At 47.9% G+C, this 20516-nt stretch carries 14 protein-coding genes; 6 read left to right on the top strand and 8 right to left on the bottom strand.

Annotation, left to right across the window (positions count from 1 at the left end):
* The first annotated feature begins 42 nt into the window (after nt 1–42).
* Nucleotides 43–1677, top strand: coding sequence for a carboxylesterase/lipase family protein (locus ABD031_RS18725; RefSeq protein WP_343854195.1), 1635 nt, complete (start codon nt 43–45; stop codon nt 1675–1677).
* An 83-nt stretch (nt 1678–1760) separates the two neighbouring features.
* On the opposite strand, the gene ABD031_RS18720 is transcribed toward ABD031_RS18725, so the two are convergent.
* Together ABD031_RS18720 and ABD031_RS18715 are read right to left on the bottom strand one after the other, a co-directional pair.
* Nucleotides 1761–3440 (bottom strand): amidohydrolase, encoded by a 1680-nt coding sequence (locus ABD031_RS18720; protein WP_343854193.1) that lies wholly within the window; start codon nt 3438–3440, stop codon nt 1761–1763.
* Between the two features lie 21 nt (nt 3441–3461).
* Complete coding sequence (locus ABD031_RS18715; RefSeq protein WP_343854191.1) at nt 3462–3905, bottom strand: YybH family protein; 444 nt, start codon at nt 3903–3905, stop codon at nt 3462–3464.
* 230 nt (nt 3906–4135) lie between these two features.
* On the opposite strand from ABD031_RS18715, the gene ABD031_RS18710 reads away from it, so the two are divergent.
* A complete protein-coding gene (locus ABD031_RS18710; RefSeq protein WP_343854189.1) occupies nt 4136–4705 on the top strand; it encodes a hypothetical protein in 570 nt (189 codons plus the stop codon).
* A 111-nt stretch (nt 4706–4816) separates the two neighbouring features.
* On the opposite strand, the gene ABD031_RS18705 is transcribed toward ABD031_RS18710, so the two are convergent.
* The 4 genes from ABD031_RS18705 to ABD031_RS18690 all read right to left on the bottom strand — a co-directional run bounded on the left by ABD031_RS18705 (nt 4817) and on the right by ABD031_RS18690 (nt 8243).
* Nucleotides 4817–5140: a 2Fe-2S iron-sulfur cluster-binding protein gene (locus tag ABD031_RS18705; protein ID WP_343854187.1), complete on the bottom strand. Its 324-nt coding sequence runs from the start codon at nt 5138–5140 to the stop codon at nt 4817–4819.
* Between the two features lie 15 nt (nt 5141–5155).
* Nucleotides 5156–6172 (bottom strand): NAD(P)/FAD-dependent oxidoreductase, encoded by a 1017-nt coding sequence (locus tag ABD031_RS18700; protein ID WP_343854185.1) that lies wholly within the window; start codon nt 6170–6172, stop codon nt 5156–5158.
* Nucleotides 6173–6245: 73 nt separating this feature from the next.
* The gene (locus ABD031_RS18695; RefSeq protein ID WP_343854183.1) at nt 6246–6692 is read right to left on the bottom strand and encodes a MarR family winged helix-turn-helix transcriptional regulator; all 447 of its coding nucleotides are present in this window, start codon (nt 6690–6692) and stop codon (nt 6246–6248) included.
* A gap of 144 nt (nt 6693–6836) precedes the next feature.
* Nucleotides 6837–8243: an ATP-binding protein gene (locus ABD031_RS18690; protein WP_343854181.1), complete on the bottom strand. Its 1407-nt coding sequence runs from the start codon at nt 8241–8243 to the stop codon at nt 6837–6839.
* 643 nt (nt 8244–8886) lie between these two features.
* Here ABD031_RS18690 and ABD031_RS18685 point away from each other — a divergent pair.
* Nucleotides 8887–10959 carry a S9 family peptidase gene (locus tag ABD031_RS18685; protein WP_343854179.1) on the top strand — a complete coding sequence of 691 codons (2073 nt, stop codon included), beginning with the start codon at nt 8887–8889 and terminating at the stop codon, nt 10957–10959.
* A 339-nt stretch (nt 10960–11298) separates the two neighbouring features.
* Nucleotides 11299–13656, top strand: coding sequence for an arylsulfatase (locus tag ABD031_RS18680; protein ID WP_343854177.1), 2358 nt, complete (start codon nt 11299–11301; stop codon nt 13654–13656).
* 306 nt (nt 13657–13962) lie between these two features.
* On the opposite strand, the gene lhpI is transcribed toward ABD031_RS18680, so the two are convergent.
* Nucleotides 13963–14901, bottom strand: a complete 939-nt coding sequence (lhpI, locus tag ABD031_RS18675) for a bifunctional Delta(1)-pyrroline-2-carboxylate/Delta(1)-piperideine-2-carboxylate reductase (protein WP_343854175.1) — start codon at nt 14899–14901, stop codon at nt 13963–13965.
* Between the two features lie 332 nt (nt 14902–15233).
* Between lhpI and rapA the strand changes: the two genes are divergently transcribed.
* Both rapA and murI read left to right on the top strand, forming a co-directional pair.
* Nucleotides 15234–18062: an RNA polymerase-associated protein RapA gene (gene rapA / locus ABD031_RS18670; protein ID WP_343854173.1), complete on the top strand. Its 2829-nt coding sequence runs from the start codon at nt 15234–15236 to the stop codon at nt 18060–18062.
* Nucleotides 18063–18224: 162 nt separating this feature from the next.
* Nucleotides 18225–19055 carry a glutamate racemase gene (gene murI, locus ABD031_RS18665; protein WP_343854172.1) on the top strand — a complete coding sequence of 277 codons (831 nt, stop codon included), beginning with the start codon at nt 18225–18227 and terminating at the stop codon, nt 19053–19055.
* A 30-nt stretch (nt 19056–19085) separates the two neighbouring features.
* Here murI and ABD031_RS18660 read toward each other — a convergent pair whose 3' ends face one another.
* Nucleotides 19086–20447 (bottom strand): FAD-containing oxidoreductase, encoded by a 1362-nt coding sequence (locus ABD031_RS18660; protein WP_343854171.1) that lies wholly within the window; start codon nt 20445–20447, stop codon nt 19086–19088.
* Between the last annotated feature and the right edge of the window lie 69 nt (nt 20448–20516).

Raw genomic sequence — 20516 nt, 5'->3', positions numbered from 1 at the left:
ATTGTCTCCATTTGTAACAATAGAATCCAAAACCTGCAAACCATGAAAAAATACCTAAAGGCCGTTTTACTTTTCTTTTTTGGGACGTCGCTGGCTTTTTCCCAAACGGATAATTCCCTCCCCGTCCAAGCTACCATTAAAGATGGAGTTATTGAAGGGAATTACAACGTCACCAACGGGATTTCAACCTATTTCGGGATTCCTTTTGCGAAGCCGCCCGTGGGTGAACTCCGCTGGAAAGCGCCCGTGCCTCCGGCTTCTTGGACAGGTGTGAAGGAAACCAAGAAGTTTGGCCCGCGTCCTGTACAAGGACTGGTGTTTGGAGAGATGAACAGCTGGTCGGATGGTGTGTCCGAGGATTGTTTGACACTGAATGTGTGGTCGCCAGCCAAACGAAACAGTAAAGATTTGCCGGTCTTGGTATACTTCTACGGTGGAGGGTTTGTAGCCGGAGATGCTTCGGAACCTCGATACAACGGCGAGTCCATGGCCAAAAAAGGGGTGGTCGTAGTGACGGTAAATTATCGGCTGGGGATTTTTGGCTTTTTGGCGCATTCCGAACTCAGTGCCGAAGCGAGCTACAAAGGCTCCGGCAATTATGGTTTGCTGGATCAGGCGCTGGCCCTGCAGTGGGTGAAGGACAATATTGCGGCTTTTGGCGGCAATCCTAGTCAGGTGACCATTGCCGGAGAGTCAGCAGGTTCGATCTCGGTTTCCTATCAGATGGCTTCGCCGCTTTCTAGGAATCTGATTCATGGCGCTATAGGGGAAAGCGGAGCGGGGATCAATCCGACTTTAGCACCGGTTTCATTGGCTGAAGCTGAGAAGTCGGGGAGGGATTTTCTGTCGAAAGCTGGAGTCAAATCTATCGCTGAAGCGAGAAAAATGTCAGCAAAGGACCTGCTGGAAATATATCAGGAAGATGGCAGATTCGGTTTTCCGGTCGTCGTTGACAATTACTTTTTGACCAAGACGCTGCCTGAGACATTTAAAGCTGGAGAGCAGGCCCAGGTTCCCTTGTTGCTCGGATGGAACTCGGCAGAGATACCGGGGATGGCTTTTATGCAGGGGCAGCCTTATACCAAAGACGCTTTCATCGCAAAAGTAAAAGAATCCTATCCTGAAGGCTGGGAGGAAGTTTTGACGCTTCATCCGCATGAGTCGCCCGAGCAAGTGGAGCTGTCTGCGACGGCATTGGCAGCAGATCGATTTATCGTATACAGCACTTGGAGGTGGTTTGACCTGCATCGCAATCACAGCAGCCAGCCGGTTTACCGCTATCTGTACAGTAAAATCCGTCCGGAACTCGTTGACAAAAGCCGGGTTTCAGGATTGGCAGGAGGTACGCAAAGTGCCGATTCTGCACCTCCGGCACCGAAGCCAGTGGGTGCGCCACATGCTGCCGAGATCGAGTATGCCATGGGAAATCTGCACTTGGTCAAGGAATACGCCTGGACAAAGGATGACTTCAAAACCTCCGAGACTTTCCTGAATTTCTTCACGAATTTTGTGAAAACAGGGAATCCAAACGGCGAAGGAGTTCCTGTCTGGACAGCTGCTAAGTCCGGTGACCCGACTCCTCCAGTGATGGTGATTGATACCGAGTCAAGGGAGATAAAAGCACCAAATGATGCAAGATATCTTTTCCATGACCGTTATTATAAAAACGAAAAGTAAAAAGGGAAGCGGTTGTTAATCACCATTTACAGTAGCTTAATTCTTTAAGTTTTCAATTCAAAGGCCGGGAAACCGGCCTTTTTCTATTTCCGCTCAAAGACTTTTTTACCGTCCACAACCGTCATTTCAATCTCGGTTTCATCGATTTTCATCGGGTCGATAGAGAATAGATCCTGAGAAAAGACAACCAAATCCGCGAGGTGACCTTTTTTGAGGAAGCCTTTTCGCTCTTCTTCGAAAGAAGAATACGCGCCCATGGATGTGTAGGCTTTCATCGCTTCGTAGATGGTGATTTTCTCTTGGGGTATCCAGCCGGTTTCCGGGTAGCCTTTGGGATTGCGACGGTTGACAGCATCATGAATGCCGCGGATTGGATCGAGACTGATGCAGGCTGGCCAGTCGCTGCTGAATACCAACTCCGCTCCCGCATCCAAGAGTGACCTCCAGGCGAAAGAATAGGGCAAACGCTCCTCCCCAACAGCCTTTGACCAAACTGTCGTGGTGCCGGGTTCGGCATGGATTGGCTCCATACTCGGCAGAATTCCAGCTTTCGCAAAGCGGGCGATGTCGTCAGGATGGATGGTTTCTATATGCTCGATCCGGTGTCTTTTTCCGTTTGAGTTGACCAGCTCGTAGGCATTCAAAACCTCACGAACGCCCCGATCGCCGATGGCGTGGGTATAAAGTCGGAAGCCTTTTGCGTCTAGTATTTTGACTAGTTCTTGGTACCGGGGAAGGGTGAAATTCAGCTGGCCGAGAGCCAGCGGATCATCGTTGGGAATATCGAAATACGGCTCCAGCATCGCGCCGGTATGGCCTTCGATGACGCCATCTATCATGAACTTGATCGCATCGGCCCGGATCCAGGGATTGGCAGTGCCGACGCTGTCTTTGAGAAAACTGAACCGGGCAAGGTCTGCATCGCTCGTTTTTTCTTGCACAGAGAATGCAGCTGCATACCGAAGGGTTAGTTCCCCGTTTTCGTGCAGTTTCTGGAAAAGACGCAGGTCATTTTCTGATCCACTGGCGTTTTGGATGGATGTGATCCCAAGAGATGCCGCGTATGCCATCCCTTTTCGCAGGGCATTCAACTGATCCTCAAAACTGGTTTCCGGTACCAGATCTCCGACCAGTCCCATTGCATTTTCTTTCAGCGCTCCGGTCGGATTGCCTTTGCTGTCCTTGACGATTTCGCCAAAACCTTCGAACGTCGTTTTGGGAGTGATCCCGGCAAGTTCCAGTGCTTTCGGATTGGCGTAGGCGGAGTGGCCGTCGTACGCGCGAATGAACACGGGTCGATCGATGTCGAGCGCTTTCATCGATTCATGATCCGGAAGACCTGATTCGAAAAAAGTATATTGCCAACCTCTACCGGTGATCCAGGGTTTGTCGGGATTGCTCTCGATAAATTGGAGGATACTGGTCATGGCTTCCTTGAAGGTTTCCGCAGCCGATAGCTCAACCTGCGTCAGTCCCATAGAACCGCCCAAGAAGTGGATGTGGGCATCGTTGAATCCTGCAGTGACCAATTTGCCCTGTAAGTCGATGACTTCTGTTTCAGATCCGGCAAGCGCTGAAATAGATTCCGAGTCGCCGGTTTCCAGGATGGTGTTTCCTCGGATTGCTATCGCTTCTACAAAAGAGGAGTCCGACTCGCCTGTCCAGATTTTTCCGTTAGTTAAGATTAAAGTTGGCGGGTCGGTAGAGGTCTTGCAGGAAGAAAAAAGGGCAAGAGCCAGAATGAAATGAAAGAGTGTTTTCATGAAAGTAGGAATGCGGACTGGCTAGTCCCCTGTGGGATTCATGTTTCTGATTGCAGAGATTTTCCAGCTTTTCTTTTGAAAAATCACCGTAAAGCTGCTCCAAAGATTTCGTTCGGTTCCACTCGGATCGGTGATGATGTACTTGCAATCTACCAAGGCGATTTCATCACTGAGAAATTTGATTTTGTCCACATTAAGCTTTCGGATTCCCGGATTTGCAGTAGAACTTCTGAGCATCCCATCGACCGCTGCTCGGAGGCCATTCCTCCATTCGCCGTTCGAAACCAATTGGTCCACATCTTCAGTCAGGATTTTTTTTAAAAGAACCGTGTCTCTGGTTTCCCGTGCTTGGGAGTACTGCTCGATTAACGTGTGGATTTTTACCCCGGCTTCTCTTTCATCGGGCTTGATTTGGGAGAAAGCAAGGGTGGGCAATAGAAGAAGGAAGAGGATTAAGGTTTTCATTTTCGGCCGATTGTATGGAGAAATATACAGAAAAATCAAATGATCTTTTTGGTGTGGTGTGCTCGGGTTCCTCCGTCAAACGTTGATGGCAAAATGGATTTACCGTTCCAAAACAAAACCTTTCGCTGCCTGAAAAATGTAAATTAGGCTGGTTATGACGGGACCAAAGGAAATATGGAAGACTAAATTTGAATCTCTTTGCTACCTTGGGTAAACTGATTTAGGAAAAAATGCAGGTATTCACAGCAATTCCTTTCTCGCATTGGTATAAGAAAATGGGTGGGCAATCAATCTTCCTTGATTTTGAAAAACGAACTGCCAGAATCATCCTTTCCAAGGAGTTAGACTATGAACGTGAGCTGAGTTTCTCTCCGCATATCAATTCTTCATTTGATATTCAAGATTTATTGGATACAAATATTGTACAAGGCGCATTTGAATATTTTGTATATCCAAGCGAGCCTTTTCTTGAAGACACTTTGTGGAGAATACAACGTGGTTTCTCAACAAGCGAACCAAAGCCTTCCTATAGTTCATTTTCTTACTGGTATCGAGAAACAAAATCTAGTTCCATTGAATTGGATTTCGATGAAAGAGTTCTAAACACCTTTTCAGAAATAGGGGAGCTAGTAGATACATTGGCTTTTTCAAAAAGTATCGACAGTGATTTTGACCTTTTGGATCTTTTTAACCAAAACCCTAAGGAAGGTGATTTTACTTACGGAATTTTTTCAGATGGATTTGACGGAAAGAACTATTTATGGAGAAGAAAAATCGCATTTGTTTTAAGCCTTGTTTAATTGACTAAACCATTTGGAAAAAAAAACCACCCGTCTCCAGGTGGTTCTAAATTTTGTTTCTTGACTCTCGCCTCTAAAATCTTGATACTCGCGTCTTGCTACTAGATACTTTTAGACAACGTCTTCGCCTCTGAGCTTCACGACCGCGCCCTCCAGTATATCGCTTACGCGGATCTGGCAGGAAAGCCGGGAAGTAGGGTAGTATTCCGGTAGGTTTTCGAGTTGGTCGAGTTCTGGATCGGTGGCGTCACCGAGACCGTCTTTCCCCTCCAATACTTCAATGTGGCAGGTGCCGCAGAGCGCCATGCCCCCGCAGGTCGCCAAAACGGGATATTCGGAAGCTTTGAGAATCTCCATGAGGTTGAATCCCATGTCGATTGGAGCTTCGATTTCTTGGCGATTGCCGTCTTGATCTTCTACTGTGAATGTTACCATGGTGCAAAGATAGTTTTAGAATGCATTCACACCATTGACGGTTGTGTATTTGAAGCTGAGTTTTTGATCCGGATAGACATACTTGAAGGCAGAATGCATCATGATCGCTGCCTCGTGAAATCCACAAAGGATCAATTTCAGCTTGCCGGGGTAGGTATTGATGTCACCGATGGCGTAGATTCGATCGACTCCGGTGGAGTAGTCTCGGGTATCCACTTCGATGGCATTTTTGTCTATGCTCAGGCCCCAGTCTGCAATCGGGCCGAGTTTTGGGCTCAGGCCAAAAAGAGGAATCAGGCAATCGGCTTCGATTTCGAGATCTTGCTTCCACTTGTCCTCCAAGATTACTTTTTCCAATTTACCGTTACCGTTTACTTCTTTCAGGTTGGCAGATAAAATCAGGTCGATCTTGCCTCGGTTGGCCATGTCAAAGACTTTGGCAGCGGAATCAGGCGTACCACGAAAGGTCTCATTCCTATGAACCAAAGTTACGCGCTTGGCGACTTTCGCCAGGAAGATTGACCAGTCCAATGCGGAGTCTCCACCGCCGGCAATCACGACATTCTTGTCCCGAAAGGTCTCGGGATTTTTTACCATATAGGTAATCCCTTTGCCTTCGTACTTTTCCAAATTGGTAAGAACGGGCTTTCTCGGCTCAAAACAGCCCAGACCACCAGCAATGACAATCACCTGCGCATGAACGTGTGTTTTATCGCTTGTAGTTACGATGAAGCTACCGTCAGCCTGCTTGTCCAAATGCTCCACTCGCTCTCCGAGTGTGAAAGTGGGTTGGAAAGGTTTGGCCTGCTCCATCAGATTGTCCACCAGATCCTGAGCATTCACTTCCGGATAGCCGGGGATGTCATAGATCGGTTTTTGGGGATAGATCTCCGAAAGCTGACCACCGATCTGCGGCAGGGCATCTATCAGGTGGCAACGCATCTTGAGCAATCCTGCTTCAAAAACGGCAAAAAGTCCGACTGGGCCGGCTCCGATGATGCAAAGGTCAGTGTTGATCGTGTTTGTGTTCATGGCTTTGGGAGTTTTGACTCCGTTAGATTCCAAAATGTTCGTACAAATATAATTAGTATGCTAAATACTTTTACTATTCCGATTCCTGATTATCAAGATTTTGATAGATCGTATCCAGGATTCTTTTGAATTCCTCAAAATCCTTTCCCGTCAGATTTTCCCAGGCTTTTTCCCGGATCTCCAAGATTTTGGGCCGGAGCTCGTTGACTTTGTCAATCCCGGATTTGGTCAGGTGTAGTTGAAAACTTCGCCTATCCAGAGGATGTGGCACCCGGTCTACGTAGCCCTTTTTGCAAAGCAAATCAATGATCCGCGTCAGGGTTGGGTTGTCTTTGAAAACCAAATTTGCCAGTTCTGTTTGGCTCAATAGCTCGTTTTCTGAAAGATTTTTCAGCACCAGCCATTGGTCTACGGTCACATCAAATTCGCCCGACTTGAACTGATGCTGGGCGTACTGCTTCACTTTCCTGGCCGTGCGGTCGAGTAGAAAAGAGTACCGGGCAAATAGTTCCTGTGTCATACCAATAGTTAGTGTGACAAATATATACAAAGAAAAATAATCTTAAAGCAATTAGTCTATAAAAATTATAGGGAAAGTTGGAATTATGGAAAGTGAGCAGCTGTCACTCAGAGCTACGGTTTTTTGGCATAGGTCGATGCACAATCAATTCTTTGGAAATTCCAGAAGGAAGGTCGTGTTGCCCGGTTCGGAATCGGCCTGAATTTTGCCGCCATGCTTCAGCATAATCTGATTTACCAGATCAAGCCCCATGCCGGAGCCTTTTCCTATCCCTTTGGTAGTAAAAAAAGGGTCAAAAATCCGGGCCTTGACTTCGGCAGGGATCCCGGCACCATTGTCAGAGATTGATACATACACCTTGTCATTTTCGGGGACAATGCGAATTTCCAATCTTGGTGAGATGATTCCTGCCACTGCGTCGATTGCATTATCGATCAAATTAGTCCAGACCTGATTAAGTTCGCTCGGGTAGCCTGCGATGATGACTGGTAGGTCGGGCTTCGAAAAAGCGATTTCTACTTTTGCGACTTTGAGTTTATGGCCAAGGATAATCAGTGTGTTTTCTATTCCTTTGCTTAGATCGAGCGGAGTTCGGGTTGATTCTTGGTTGCTGTGTGTGAAGGTTTTTACTGCCCCGATCAGATTATTTATTCTTTCGGTTGCCCGTTTGATCGTCGAGACTAGTGCTTGGCTTTGGAGAAAAAACTGAATCCCGCTAAGCCAAGAATCAGCCTTTTCAAAGGGAATTTTTTCGACCCAATACCCAACTTCTTCGGCCGAGATGCCGGAGTCGGTAAAAACTTCCGCGGCCTCAACCGGGTTTTTCATTCCCCAGCTAGTGAGCTTTTCCAGCCAATCTTTTTCCAAAGCGATTATTTCAGATGGCTTCATTCCATGCGGGCGACTTAACTTTTTCCATTGGTTCATCGCCTGATGAAGGGCTGCTTGTTGCGCATCATCTAGGCCGGTTCCTCCTAGCAGCAGGTCAAGCAATTCATCGCCGACGAATAGCCTGCCAAGCTCAGAAGTGTCTCGTTGGATTGCTGCAATGGGATTGTTCAATTCATGGGAAAGTCCTGCGGAAAGCTTTCCCAAAGCAATCATTTTTTCATTTTGGAGTGTATGGGTGGTGAAATTATTGGTTCTGGAAACCAATATTTTGACCAGGGCTTTGGTGAGATCGGGGTTCTGACTTATAAGTACTTGGATCTTGGACTTGGGGTAGGATGCCAGTTTGAGACTGGAGGCTGCTTGACAATAGGAGACCGATTTTAGATTGTCCGAATACGGGAAAAAGCCCAAAATCCCACCTTGTTGATATTGAAAGATGATCTTTTTTTGTTCTTCCTGTATGAGAAAAGAATCTATGCTTCCCTCTAGAATGAAGTGAAGGTGGTCGAGAGGCATTTCGGGTTCAAATAGAAATTCACCGAACTGCAACGTTCTTATTTCTGAATTTGCCAGTAGCCATAATAGCTGATCATCTGGCACGTTGTGCAGCTCTGGGATCGAACGAAGAGTCGTATAATCTGAACTCGAAAAACTGTTCATGTAGGTTAAAATAGAGTTAAGTGTATCTCGAGGTACGACAGTGGAGTGATAAATATTCGGAGTGTTCACGAGATAAATGCTTTTCAAATTAACAAAAATGTAATTGATTTCGCATAGTGTTCATTGAGATTTTTGGTTTGCTTTATCAGTTCCGACAGAATTCGGTTAATTTTTGAATTGATTAACTCCCCACAATGTGAGTTGTTAGTAACTGTAGAATTGGCATTTCTTGCCCCAAATTGTGATCTGCGGACTGAATAGACTTTGAATTCATGGAATTCCTCGGGATTAAATGAATTGAAGCTCTCATTTCTAACTAGTTCCCGGGCTATGGGTTTTTTGGAAAGTTCCGGGTATTCCTTTGCAGTCTAATTTCAACGAGGATACTGTGGGAGATCTAGATTGCAGCGCTTTTTCCAAGGCACTGAACAAAACTGTTTTCTTTGATGACGATAGCTAAGCTTGGACTAGAGATGGGAGTGGGTTATTCATAGGAAGTGAAGCAGGGTAGGGAAAATTGTTGATTTTAGAATGCGACAGGCGACATCAAATTCCGACCTCCCGCCTTCCGTGTATTTCCTTTCATTTTTTAGCACTGAAAATGCTATCATCGAAACTTGAAAAATTTTAACCCAGATAGAAAATGAAGAATAAGTTCTTCCTGGCGGTCGCTTTGGCTGCCATGATCTCTGTAACCCAGGCCCAAGACAAACTCAAGCGAATGCCGGGCTATGAGCAATACCAGAAAATCGCTCCTCAGAGTTACACAGCGGTAAAATCAGGTGCACTTTCGACTAAATGGAATACCGAAGGGAGCTCTTTTGAATATGTCCAGGACAGAAAACTGTTCCGGTACGATATCAAGTCCAAGAAGGTAACCGAGGTGGGGCAGGCTCCTCAAGTTCAACCCAGAAGACGCACCGGCCCTGCCAGAGGTCGGCAGCATGACTCGGCAGAGTCGCCGGATGGAACTTTGAAAGCTTTCACCAAGGATCGCAACATGTACATCAGCAATCCTGACGGCACAAATGTGACGGCTTTGACCACAGACGGAAATGAGGAAAACCAGGTGAAGTACGGCATCGCAACTTGGGTATACGGAGAGGAACTCAGCCAAAATACAGCCATGTGGTGGTCTCCGGATAGCAAGAAGGTCGCCTTTTACAAGTTTGAGGAAAAGGGGGTGAAGAAATACTACGTGCTACTCGATCAACTGAGTCTATACGATTCCTTGGAAATAGAAGCCTATCCCAAAGTCGGGGAGCCCAATCTTCCTGTGGATCTGATGGTCTATGATCTGGAGACCAAAAAACTGACGCAGTTGGATATTCGGGACGGAAAGCCGTTCGATGACGGAGACTTGGGCACTTATATCTATGACATCTCCTGGACGCCTGACGGCAAAGAGCTGCTATATCACAGTACAAACAGGCTACAAAACGTCCTGGAGCTTCGTGCTGCCAATCCCAAGACTGGTAAGAGCCGAACGATCATTCATGAGGAATGGCTTCCAAGTTGGGTGGAAAATTCTCCCGAGATGAAGCCACTCGACAACGGTACCCAGTTTATATGGGCTTCCGAGAGATCAGGTTTCAACAACTATTATCTCTACAACTTTGACGGCACTCTGGTAAGCACGATCACCAAGCATCCCTTTGAAGTTGCCAACATTGTAAAAGTTGATGAGAAAAATCAGACGCTTTACTACATGGCCAGAAGCGGTGACAACCATATGAAAATGCAGCTTCACCGGGTGAATTTCGATGGAAGCATGGACGTCCGTCTTACAGACCCATCGCTCCATCACACGATTTCTATCTCTCCAGACGGCAAATGTTTCGTGGATGTGGCGCAGGCGCATGATGTGGCTCCATTTACCAATCTGATCGATGCCAAGGGTAAAAAAGTGGCTGAACTCGCCAAGAGCGATATGAGCAAGTTTGAATCCTTGGGCTTAAGAAAGGCTGAGATGTTTACCTTCACTTCCAAAGATGGCGTCACGCAGCTCCATGGATTGATCCATTTTCCGTCGGATTTTGATCCAGCCAAGAAGTATCCCGTGATTCTCAGCAACTATGGCGGTCCGGCCACCAATGCATTCCGCGAGACCTTCGTGACTCCAGACCCATTGACCGAATACGGCTTTTTGGTGCTGAATATCGATGGCAGAAATGTAAGGGGACGCGGCAAAAAGTTATTGGATCAACTGTACGGTAACTTGGGATTGGTGGAGATGGATGATTTCGCCGAAGGCGTAAAGTCGCTCCATAGCCGTCCTTACTTTGACAAAGAACGTGTCGGCGTCTATGGCACGTCCTATGGAGGTACAACCGCTGCGACGATGCTTTTGAGATTCCCTGACTTGTTTCATGCGGCAGTTGCCAACTCATCGGTGACCGACTGGAGAAACTACGACAACATCTACACGGAGCGCTTCATGGGAACTTTGGAGAGCAATTTGGAAGGTTACAATCGTTTTAGCCTGATGACTATGGCTGACAAGCTGGAAGGCGAGTTGCTGATCTTCTTCGGAACAGCGGACAATAACGTTCACCCATCGAACTCACTCCAGTTGATCAAGGCTTTCCAAGATGCTGGAAAAAGCATCGAGGTGCAAATCGCTCCTGACGGCGGCCACACCGCCTTGAATAGAGATCGCATGATGGAATTTTTTATCAAGCATCTGATCACGGACTACAAAAAAGTCGTGCGGTAAGACTGATTCTCCCTGAAATGAAAAAGCCATACATCAAATTTCGATGTATGGCTTTTCGGTTTTTTGCCCAATTTATATAGTGAATAATCTGCATATTCTGAACTCTGCGAGTAATCAAATTTTCTTGGTCAATGGAGAGGGAAAACCTCTCGATAGCCGGAGAGCGATGACCAATGTTGTGTTTTTGGTCTTGTAGAGAGTTTCAATCACTGGAAAAAGTCGGCGGTTGGTGAAGTACCTTGGAAAAAATAGCATGCCGAGTTTTGGATTTCATCTTCAACGAATCGAGTTGTCGGAATATTTTTTCTAGCTTTAGGGATCATCATTCTTTTTATTTCTATGAAAAACTTTTCAGCGTCGATAGTACTCGGTGGTCTGCTTGTTTCCTGTTCGATGCATACCCCCGCGGATGCGCAGCAAGCTACCATTTCAGGTGAACTAGATCGAACTACGCTTCCCATCAAAGCACCCATTCGGCCGAAATACTCGGAATTGGACGTGCGCGATGCTACCGCTCCGCCGCGATTTGATGTGACTGCTCCCAAGGGCGCACCGAATGTCATCATCGTAATGATCGATGACATGGGCTTTGGCGCCAGCGAAAGTTTCGGTGGGCCGATCTCAATGCCGACATTTGATCGGCTTTCCAATGGTGGCTTGCGATACAATCGCTTTCATACCACGGCACTTTGCGCACCGACCCGTATGGCTCTGCTGACGGGCTACAATCACCACTCCAACAACATGGGGGTGATCACCGAGACCGCCACCACCTTTCCCGGATACACCGGCGTTCGACCTCAGTCGATCACGCCACTGGCAGAAGTGCTGAGACAGAATGGCTACAATACCGGCCAATTTGGGAAATCACACGAGGTTCCACCGTGGGAAATCTCAAACAACGGCCCTATGGACCGTTGGCCAGCACATTCAGGGTTCGAGAAGTTTTATGGATTCCTTGGTGGAGAAACCAATCAGTGGTCGCCCTTGATCTATGATGGCGTGACGCTCATCGAAACTCCAAAAGACCCGGATTACCACTTCACCACGGATATGACTGATCAGGCAATCTCCTGGGTTCAAACGCAACAAGCACTTCAGCCTGACAAGCCCTTTTTCATGTACTACGCCCCCGGGGCGACCCATGCGCCGCATCATGCGCCAAAAGAATGGATAGACAAGTATAAAGGAAAGTTTGATCAGGGTTGGGATCAGGTTCGTGCTGAAACCGTCGCCCGACAGAAGAAACTGGGGATTATTCCGGCGACGACAGAATTGGCTCCCAAGCCAAAAGATATCAAGGATTGGGAGACACTTTCGGCAGAGGAAAAAAAGATGTTTGCACGCCAAATGGAAGTGTATGCTGGCTTTGCTTCCCACACGGACAACGAAGTCGGAAGACTTGTCTCTGCGATCGAGGAACTGGGCGAGATAGACAACACGATCATCATCTACATCGCCGGAGACAATGGCGCCAGCGCCGAGGGACAGATGAACGGCATGTACAACGAGATGACTTATTTTAACGGTGTACAGGAGACCGTCCAGGAAATGCTAGCTCACTATGATGAATGGGGCTCACCGAGCACCTATCCGCACTTTTCTGCGGGATGGGCTGTGGCAATGGATGCACCATTCACCTGGACCAAACAGGTCGGGTCTGACTTTGGAGGGACTCGCAATGGCATGGTGATTCATTGGCCCAATGGAATCAAATCCAAAGGAGAAATCCGGTCTCAGTTTGGACATGTGATTGACATCGCTCCGACGGTCTATGAAATCTCTAATATACCGTCTCCAAATACAGTAAATGGGATCGCTCAGGATCCGATTGAAGGCACCAGTTTGGTCTATTCATTCAATGAGAAAAGTGCTGAAGAAAAACACACGGTTCAGTATTTTGAGATGTTTGGAAACCGAGCCATTTACGAAAATGGCTGGATGGCAAGGACAATCCATCGCTTGCCTTGGCTGCCGACACCGCTGCAGACACTTCAGGAAGATGCTTGGAATCTATATAACACAAGCGAAGATTTCAGTCTGGCGAAAGACTTGGCTTCTGACAATCCAGAAAAGCTGGAGGCGATGAAAGCACTATTTATGACAGAAGCGGAGAAATATCATGTATTGCCGATCGATGATCGCCTGTTGATACGTACCAACGCAGCGGCTGTAGGTCGTCCAACTGTACTGGGAGACAGAACTTCGGTTACCTATGTGGAAGGCATGCGTGGGATGGGCGTTGATATTTTCATCGATCTTCGAAATGTCGGGTATTCGATAACTGCAGACGTGGAAGTGGATGCGAATGGAAATGGGGTGATCGTTTGTCAAGGTGGCAGATTTGGCGGACTTACTTTGTATGTGAAAGATGGCAAGCCTGCATTCGGTTACAATTACTTAGGCTTGACCTCAACTGAGATCATTGCCAAGCAGGCAATGAAAGTGGGGCGACATACGATTGTATACAATTTTGCTTATGAAGGTGGTGGACCGGGAAAAGGAGGCGTAGGTACGTTATCTGTTGACGGGACAAAAGTGGCCGAAGGTCGCATCGACAAAACTCAACCCGGGATCTTCTCTGTCGATGACTTGGCTGATGTCGGTATGGATGAAGGAACCTGGATCATGGACTATGGAGCGTCTGATAAATTTTCAGGCAAGATTCACAAAATCACGATTGAGCAAAAGAAGTAAAAACTCTTGGACAGCTTAATTGAGGCAAGACCAATTAATAGGGAGAGGACGCTAACCATTGGCGTCCTCTTTTTTTTGTTTTTGGATCTATATTTCGCGGGAACATTTGGTTAGAACCTGTAATAGCTGCTTAAGGTTCGTCAGAATAGATTCAGTTCTGGAAGTTGCTTGCGGAGTGTCTTCAGAATCGTCGACAACGATTTCCACCCTTTTCTATTTGCTTCAGTAGATCACAGGCTTTCAAAATGTAAGGAAAAGCATCGAGAGGCATACTTCCAGACCGGGTGCGTATCGGTTTTCCTTGTGCTAATTGTTAAAGCTCTTATACACCAGCAAAGCCGCCGCTAAGTCTTCTATCGCCAGACCGGCGGATTTAAAGAGGGTGATTTCTTCATCGGAGGTTCTGCCCGGATGAATGCCTCTGATCAATTCCGCAATGTCGGCTTTGACGTCTGCTTCGGAGACGATGCCATTGGCGATGGGCAGTGCAAGTTCGCCGGTTTCATGTAGCGCACCGGCGCGAGAGTCTACAAAGATTGAGCTTTTGCAGATGGCCTCATCGTCTGTTTCGCGGGTGTCAGGTTTATGAGATCCGATCAAGTCTAGGTGCGTTCCGGGTTTTAACCAAGTTCCTTTGATAATCGGAGTTTTCGAAAGCGTCGCACACGCGATGATGTCTGCCTCGCGAGCCGATGCTTCCAGGTTTTTGACAGCTTGAGCAGGGAATCCCTGCACAGCCAGATCCGCTACGAACGCATCCATTTTTTCGGGATTTCGCATCCAGATACTGATTTTTTCGAAATTCCGAAGGACCGAATGGGCCTGAACCAGATGTCTTGCGACACTTCCTCCGCCGACTACTAGGAGGTGTCTTGAATCCGCTCTGGAAAGGTGCGCCGAGGCGAGTGCCGAGGTGCAGGCGGTTCTCCGTGCAGTGAGCTCAGTTGCGTTCATGATCGCCAAAGGCTGTCCGGTCTGAGAGTTGCTCAGGATGTATTGCGCATAGATGGAAGGTAGGTTTCGAGTGGTATTCGCTGGAGCAACGGTCACCTGCTTCATGCCCATAAACTCATCGTTCCAAGCAGGCATGAGGATCAGGGTGTTGTCTTCTCCGGCGGGGGTTTTGTAAAAGTGATGGTGTCTTACAGGCATGGTGTAGTTTGACAGGAAGATCTCCCGCAGTGCGTTGATCAGTCTGTCGTAGTCGAGTAGTTTGCTGATTTTCTCGTCAGGAATTAATAGCATAGGGGTTTTTGGGGCTTGTTCTGATGGCTAAGTTGTATATTTTTTTGACAATGGTCCTTGCATAGGCGAATGATTTAGAGTGTATTCAAACGTTGTTTGGTGCTTTGCTGGGATAGAGATTTGTTTCGAGGATGATGTTTTTTTTGGATTGGGGGATTTGATCGGGTTCTTTGACAGGAGGTTTTTTAAGATGGAATTGAGATTGATTGAGGCATAGTTTTATTCATAATCACAATCCTTTTTCCAGCGGGGCCGCCCTAGACCCTTACCTTTGTGCGGATACGAAGTGAAACCCGAGAGGATTTTTCGTAATCCAAACATCAAACCATCACATGGGAGAATTTATACTAAACCAACGATACACCAGTGCTGGAGAGCCTGAGCTGGGAGTCGGTATGGTGACAGAAGTCAGCAAAGGGAAAGTCCGAGTTACATTTCCGATAGCAGGCGAGGTGCGATTGTATTCGATCGAAAGCGCTCCTTTGCTACGGACGGTCTTCAAACCCGGACATGTCGTCGTAGACCAGCAAGGTCGGGCGATGCTGATCGAAGAGGTTGCGTTGGAAGATGGACTTTATGTCTATTTCGGAGTTGACCGGGAGATCTCCGAGGCCGAGCTAGGTGACGTGACGAGTGCTCACACCGTTGAGGACCGGCTGTTTGCGGGAGATGTGGACTCGCCCGAGCTTTTCGACCTGCGCCGGCAGACGCTCGATTACAATTACAAACGAAGAATATCACCAGTGCATGGATTTGTAGGGGGAAAGGTAGATCTGATTCCACATCAACTGTACATCGCTCATGAGGTGAGCTCTAGGTTTGCACCGCGGGTGTTGCTATCAGATCAAGTTGGATTGGGAAAAACCATAGAAGCCTGCCTGATTTTGCATCGCTTGTTGGTGACTGGGAGGATCTCTCGGGTACTTATCCTGGTTCCGGAGTCCTTGGTTCACCAGTGGTTTGTGGAGGTCTTGCGCAAGTTTAATCTGTGGTTTAATATTTTCGACGAAGAGCGTTGTAAGTCTCTTGAAAAAGGTGCGCCTGAGGGGAATCCTTTCCTCGACGATCAGTTGGTGATCTGTAGCATCAAGTTTCTGGCAAGCTCTCCAAAGCGGACGCGGCAAGCCGTCTCTGCCATTTGGGATATGCTGGTGGTGGACGAGGCCCATCACCTTGAATGGGCTGTGGACGAGGTTAGTCCCGAGTATGGTATTGTGGAGTTGTTGAGTCAGAAAGCCAGAGGCCTTTTGCTCCTGACTGCTACACCGGAGCAACTGGGGGTGGAAAGTCACTTTGCACGGTTGCGGCTACTTGATCCCAATCGGTATAACAACTACCTTGATTTCATCAACGAACATGACGGCAACAAGGATATTGCTGCGATTGTCGAGAAACTTTCCGGAGGCAAAGTCTTAAAAACGAAGGAAATAGCCCTGTTGGAGTCAATTTTTTCCAAAGAGAGAATCGCCTTACTCGGCAAAAAAGTGGAAGGAGCAACCCACAACCTGATCGAGGATTTGCTCGATCAACACGGGCCGGGAAGAGTGCTTTTTAGAAATACCCGATTGGCCATGAGCGGATTTCCTAAGCGGCTGGCTCAGTTGATCCCGCTTCAGGACGAAGCAAATCAAGAACTATGGACCGAGCGTCTGCGAAAGGAGTTTTACAACGACATGGAAAATACTTCTGAACGAAGAACTGATCAGGAGTTTTGGTTTGGTGAGGATCCGCGGATGAAGTGGCTGGTAGGGAAAATGGAGGCAATAGATCCCGCAAAGATCCTCTTGATTTGCACCTCCAAGGAAAAGGTGCTGGCCTTGGAGTCGGCGCTGAGTGCGTTTCCGGAATTTAACGCGAGCGTTTTTCACGAAGACCTGACGCTGGTGCAGCGGGATCGAAATGCCGCTTATTTTGCGGAGCCAGATGGTGCACAGATCCTGCTTTGCTCCGAAATAGGGAGTGAAGGGCGCAATTTTCAATTTGCACACCACCTTGTCCTATTCGATCTGCCTTTCCATCCCGAATTGCTGGAGCAGCGAATCGGCCGCCTTGACCGAATCGGGCAAAAAAAGGACATCACAATTCATATTCCCTATATCAAGGGTACGCCTCAAGAACTGCTGGTGAGGTGGTTTCATGAAGGCATGGATGCGTTTAACGCCAACCTCGAAGGAGGAAATGTGATCTCCAAGCGTTTCAGCCATCGACTGCTGGCTATTTCGCAGATGGCCTCATTTGAAGCCGCCGAATCTGAATTGGCAGCCCTAATCTCCGAAACAGCTGACTATCAAAAAGTGCTGAAGCAAAACATGGCCGAAGGGCGTGACAGTATGCTGGAGATGAATTCCTTTCGTCCGAAAGTTGCCGAACGACTGATTAGTCGAATCAAGGAGGAAGATAAAGACCCTGCGCTTGAGACCTATCTGACCAAAGTTTTCCGGCATTTTGACATTGAGATGGAAGACCTCGCTGCCCGCACCTATCTGCTGCATCCGGCCTCCTTCAGCGCGGAAGTATTTCCGGCTATCCCAAAGGAGGGAGTTCAGGCTACCTTCGACAGACAGCGGGCGCTCAGCAGGGAGGATGTGAGCTTTTTGACCTGGGATCATCCCATGGCGACGGGAGCGATTGACAAGGTGTTAAGTTCCAGCCTTGGAACCGCCAGCTGTGGACTGATTCGGGGGACGGGCAAACCTGGGCTGCTACTTGAATTGATCTTCGTCCTAGAAACTTCCGGAAAGCAACGCGTTGACATCGACCGCTTCCTTCCCCATACTCCACTGAGAATTGTGGTTGACCATACCGGAGAGGAAGTGACGGACAGCTACGCTGTGGCCATGCTCAATAAAAGTATTGTTCCTGACAAAATCGATCCCTTGCTGGGGAATGACCATTTCGTGGATAGGATGTTGCCTGATATGATTTCATCCGCCACCGAGATCGCCGAGGAAATGGCCGAGCAGGAAATAGAAAAGGGTTTGGAACGGATGAAGCGTACCCTGGATCATGAAATCAACCGCCTTACCACCTTGCAAAAAAAGAATAAAGACATCCGGGCGGACGAAATCCAGGCTGCGATTGAAGACCGAACTACCTTGTCCGCCCTGATCAGAAAAGCGAGAGTTCGACTGGATGCGGTGCAGGTGATTCGAAAGGAGTAGGAGAGGAACAGAAGGGTTGAGGGCTTCTATTACTTGCTCTTTGCTGAGTTGGTGAGTGCGTTACTGATTTCCTCCATACCTTGAGATTTTGGAGTAATTGTCCACTTGGGCCAAAGATCTTTTACGTTTAAAAATCCAAATTGCAGACCTTGGCTATCCAATATGAATTCCAATCATTCTCCCATCGGCATCTTCGACAGCGGCTTCGGCGGCCTTACGGTTTTCAAGGAAATCGAAACCCTTTTGCCCCAGTATGACTACCTTTATCTGGGTGATAATGCCCGCGCACCCTATGGATCCCGTAGCTTTGAGACGGTGTACCAATACACTTGGCAATCAATGCAGTGGTTTTTTGAGATGGGCTGCCCCTTGGTCATTGTGGCCTGCAATACGGCAAGTGCGAAGGCGCTGAGAAATATCCAACAGCTGGATCTGCCCCATACGGTCGATCCCACACGGAGAATCCTGGGAGTGATCCGACCGACCACAGAAGTCCTGGGACAATATACCCAATCCGGCAAGGTGGGCATACTGGGCACCATCGGCACAGTCAAATCAGATTCTTATCCGATCGAGATGGAAAAATACTGGCCAGAAGTGGAGGTTTTCCAGCAGGCCTGTCCGCTGTGGGTTTCGCTGATTGAAAACGATGAGCACGAAAGCGAGGTGGCGGACTATTTCGTGAGAAAATATCTCGAACAACTCTTTGCCCAGGAATCGGAAATAGATACGCTGCTCTTGGGTTGCACGCATTATCCGCTCCTGATGCCAAAGTTGAAAAAGCATGTGCCTGCTCATGTGAAGCTGGTCAGTCAGGGCGAGATCGTGGCGAAGAGCCTGGTGGACTATCTGGCGCGACATCCGGAATTGGAGTCCCGACTCAGCCGGGGGGAGACGCGCCGTTTTTGCACCACGGACAATCCCGGCGATTTTGGAAAACAAGCCCAGATTTTTCTCGGTCGGGAGATCGAAGCCTCCGGTGTTCATTTGTAAATGTCGATAGTTGGAGGAAGCTTTCTGACTTCATTTGAGATCTCCCAGCATCGTGGGGATCAGCTCTGCCACGGTGGGATGTGGGACTACGCTATCCCTGATTACGGTATAGGGCTGCTGTGAATACATAACATTGAGGATGCCGCTGATGATTTCGTCTCCGCCCACTCCCAAGATAGAGGCACCGAGAATTTTGTCAGTATCGGCATCGATGAGTACAGACATGAAACCCTTTGTTTCTCCTTTTTCCTTTGCTCTCGCAATTTCATCCATAGGCTTGTGGGCAATTTTCACCTTATAGCCTTTTTCTTTGGCTTCGCGGATCGTCAGACCAGCTCTCCCAAGCGGTGGATCTATATACAGTCCGTAGGTTGTAATCCGATCGGATACTTTTCTGTCTTTTCCATCAAAGCTGTTCTGCGCTATTATCTCATAGTCGTTGTAAGCGGTATGGGTAAATGCGCCTTTTCCATTACAATCCCCAAGTGCGAATATGCCTTTGACGGATGTTTCGAGGTAATCATCCACCGGGATAAATCCTTTTTTGTCTGGCTTGAGGCCGGTTTTTTCAAGATTGAGCAAGTCGGAGTTTGGCTTCCTGCCGACAGCAAGCAACAAGTGGGAACCTGACACCTTAGAAGCCTTGCCATTGGTTTCCAAGGTCAATTGAATGCCTCCTTTGGTGTTTTTAGCCTGAGTTACTTTGGAATTCATCTTAAACTTGACACCTTCTTCGGCTAGAAATTCCCGGATGGCATTGCTTACCTCTTCATCTTCCTTGTGGATTATGTGATCTCCCTGCTCTATGATGGTGACTTTGCTGCCAAAGCGCCTGAACATCTGGCCGAACTCCAAACCGATGTAGCTGGCGCCAATGATGATCAGATGGGTTGGGACTGTTTCCAATTTTAGGATGCTTTTGTTGGTCAGATGATGGACATCCGCAAAAATCTCCGGACTCGCAGGCCTGGCGCCTACGTTGATGTAGATCAGCTCAGCTGTTAGCTTATCTCCATTTACTTCCAGCGTTTTTTGGTCTATAAATTTCGCTTCTCCTTCCAACAGTGTGAGTTTTTCACTTTCCTGAATGCCCTGTTTTATTCCATCCACTGAAGTTTTGACCAAGGAATCCTTGCGCGTTTTTATCTTTTTAAGGTCGGCTTTTGCTCCGGCTGGAATTGAAACTCCAAGTTCGGCCCCGTGCATAGCGTCCCACATCCGGCGGGCACTGGCGACATAGGCTTTTGTGGGCGTACATCCATCATTGACACAGGTGCCTCCGAGATGTTCTTTCTCGATCAGAGCGACCTTCATTCCTACCTTCGCCAATCTGAATGCGAGGGGCGTCCCTGCCTGCCCGGAACCTATGATGATGGCGTCAAATTTTTTCATAGCAGTCCTTTCTTAATGTACCGGTGCAAATGGGCAGCACCAAATCTAGTCTGTTCCAATATACGTTTT

The sequence above is a fragment of the Algoriphagus jejuensis genome (assembly GCF_039523455.1).
Taxonomy (GTDB): domain Bacteria; phylum Bacteroidota; class Bacteroidia; order Cytophagales; family Cyclobacteriaceae; genus Algoriphagus; species Algoriphagus jejuensis.
Note: the sequence above shows the minus strand (reverse complement) of the source record. Positions and strands in the feature narration are given on the sequence as shown.

Bases quoted from the DNA above. Each gene is read 5' to 3' on its own strand.
- ABD031_RS18725 (WP_343854195.1), top strand. From the start codon at position 43: ATGAAAAAATACCTAAAGGCCGTTTTACTTTTCTTTTTTGGGACGTCG.
- ABD031_RS18720 (WP_343854193.1), bottom strand. From the start codon at position 3,440: ATGAAAACACTCTTTCATTTCATTCTGGCTCTTGCCCTTTTTTCTTCC.
- ABD031_RS18715 (WP_343854191.1), bottom strand. From the start codon at position 3,905: ATGAAAACCTTAATCCTCTTCCTTCTTCTATTGCCCACCCTTGCTTTC.
- ABD031_RS18710 (WP_343854189.1), top strand. From the start codon at position 4,136: ATGCAGGTATTCACAGCAATTCCTTTCTCGCATTGGTATAAGAAAATG.
- ABD031_RS18705 (WP_343854187.1), bottom strand. From the start codon at position 5,140: ATGGTAACATTCACAGTAGAAGATCAAGACGGCAATCGCCAAGAAATC.
- ABD031_RS18700 (WP_343854185.1), bottom strand. From the start codon at position 6,172: ATGAACACAAACACGATCAACACTGACCTTTGCATCATCGGAGCCGGC.
- ABD031_RS18695 (WP_343854183.1), bottom strand. From the start codon at position 6,692: ATGACACAGGAACTATTTGCCCGGTACTCTTTTCTACTCGACCGCACG.
- ABD031_RS18690 (WP_343854181.1), bottom strand. From the start codon at position 8,243: ATGAACAGTTTTTCGAGTTCAGATTATACGACTCTTCGTTCGATCCCA.
- ABD031_RS18685 (WP_343854179.1), top strand. From the start codon at position 8,887: ATGAAGAATAAGTTCTTCCTGGCGGTCGCTTTGGCTGCCATGATCTCT.
- ABD031_RS18680 (WP_343854177.1), top strand. From the start codon at position 11,299: ATGAAAAACTTTTCAGCGTCGATAGTACTCGGTGGTCTGCTTGTTTCC.
- lhpI (WP_343854175.1), bottom strand. From the start codon at position 14,901: ATGCTATTAATTCCTGACGAGAAAATCAGCAAACTACTCGACTACGAC.
- rapA (WP_343854173.1), top strand. From the start codon at position 15,234: ATGGGAGAATTTATACTAAACCAACGATACACCAGTGCTGGAGAGCCT.
- murI (WP_343854172.1), top strand. From the start codon at position 18,225: ATGAATTCCAATCATTCTCCCATCGGCATCTTCGACAGCGGCTTCGGC.
- ABD031_RS18660 (WP_343854171.1), bottom strand. From the start codon at position 20,447: ATGAAAAAATTTGACGCCATCATCATAGGTTCCGGGCAGGCAGGGACG.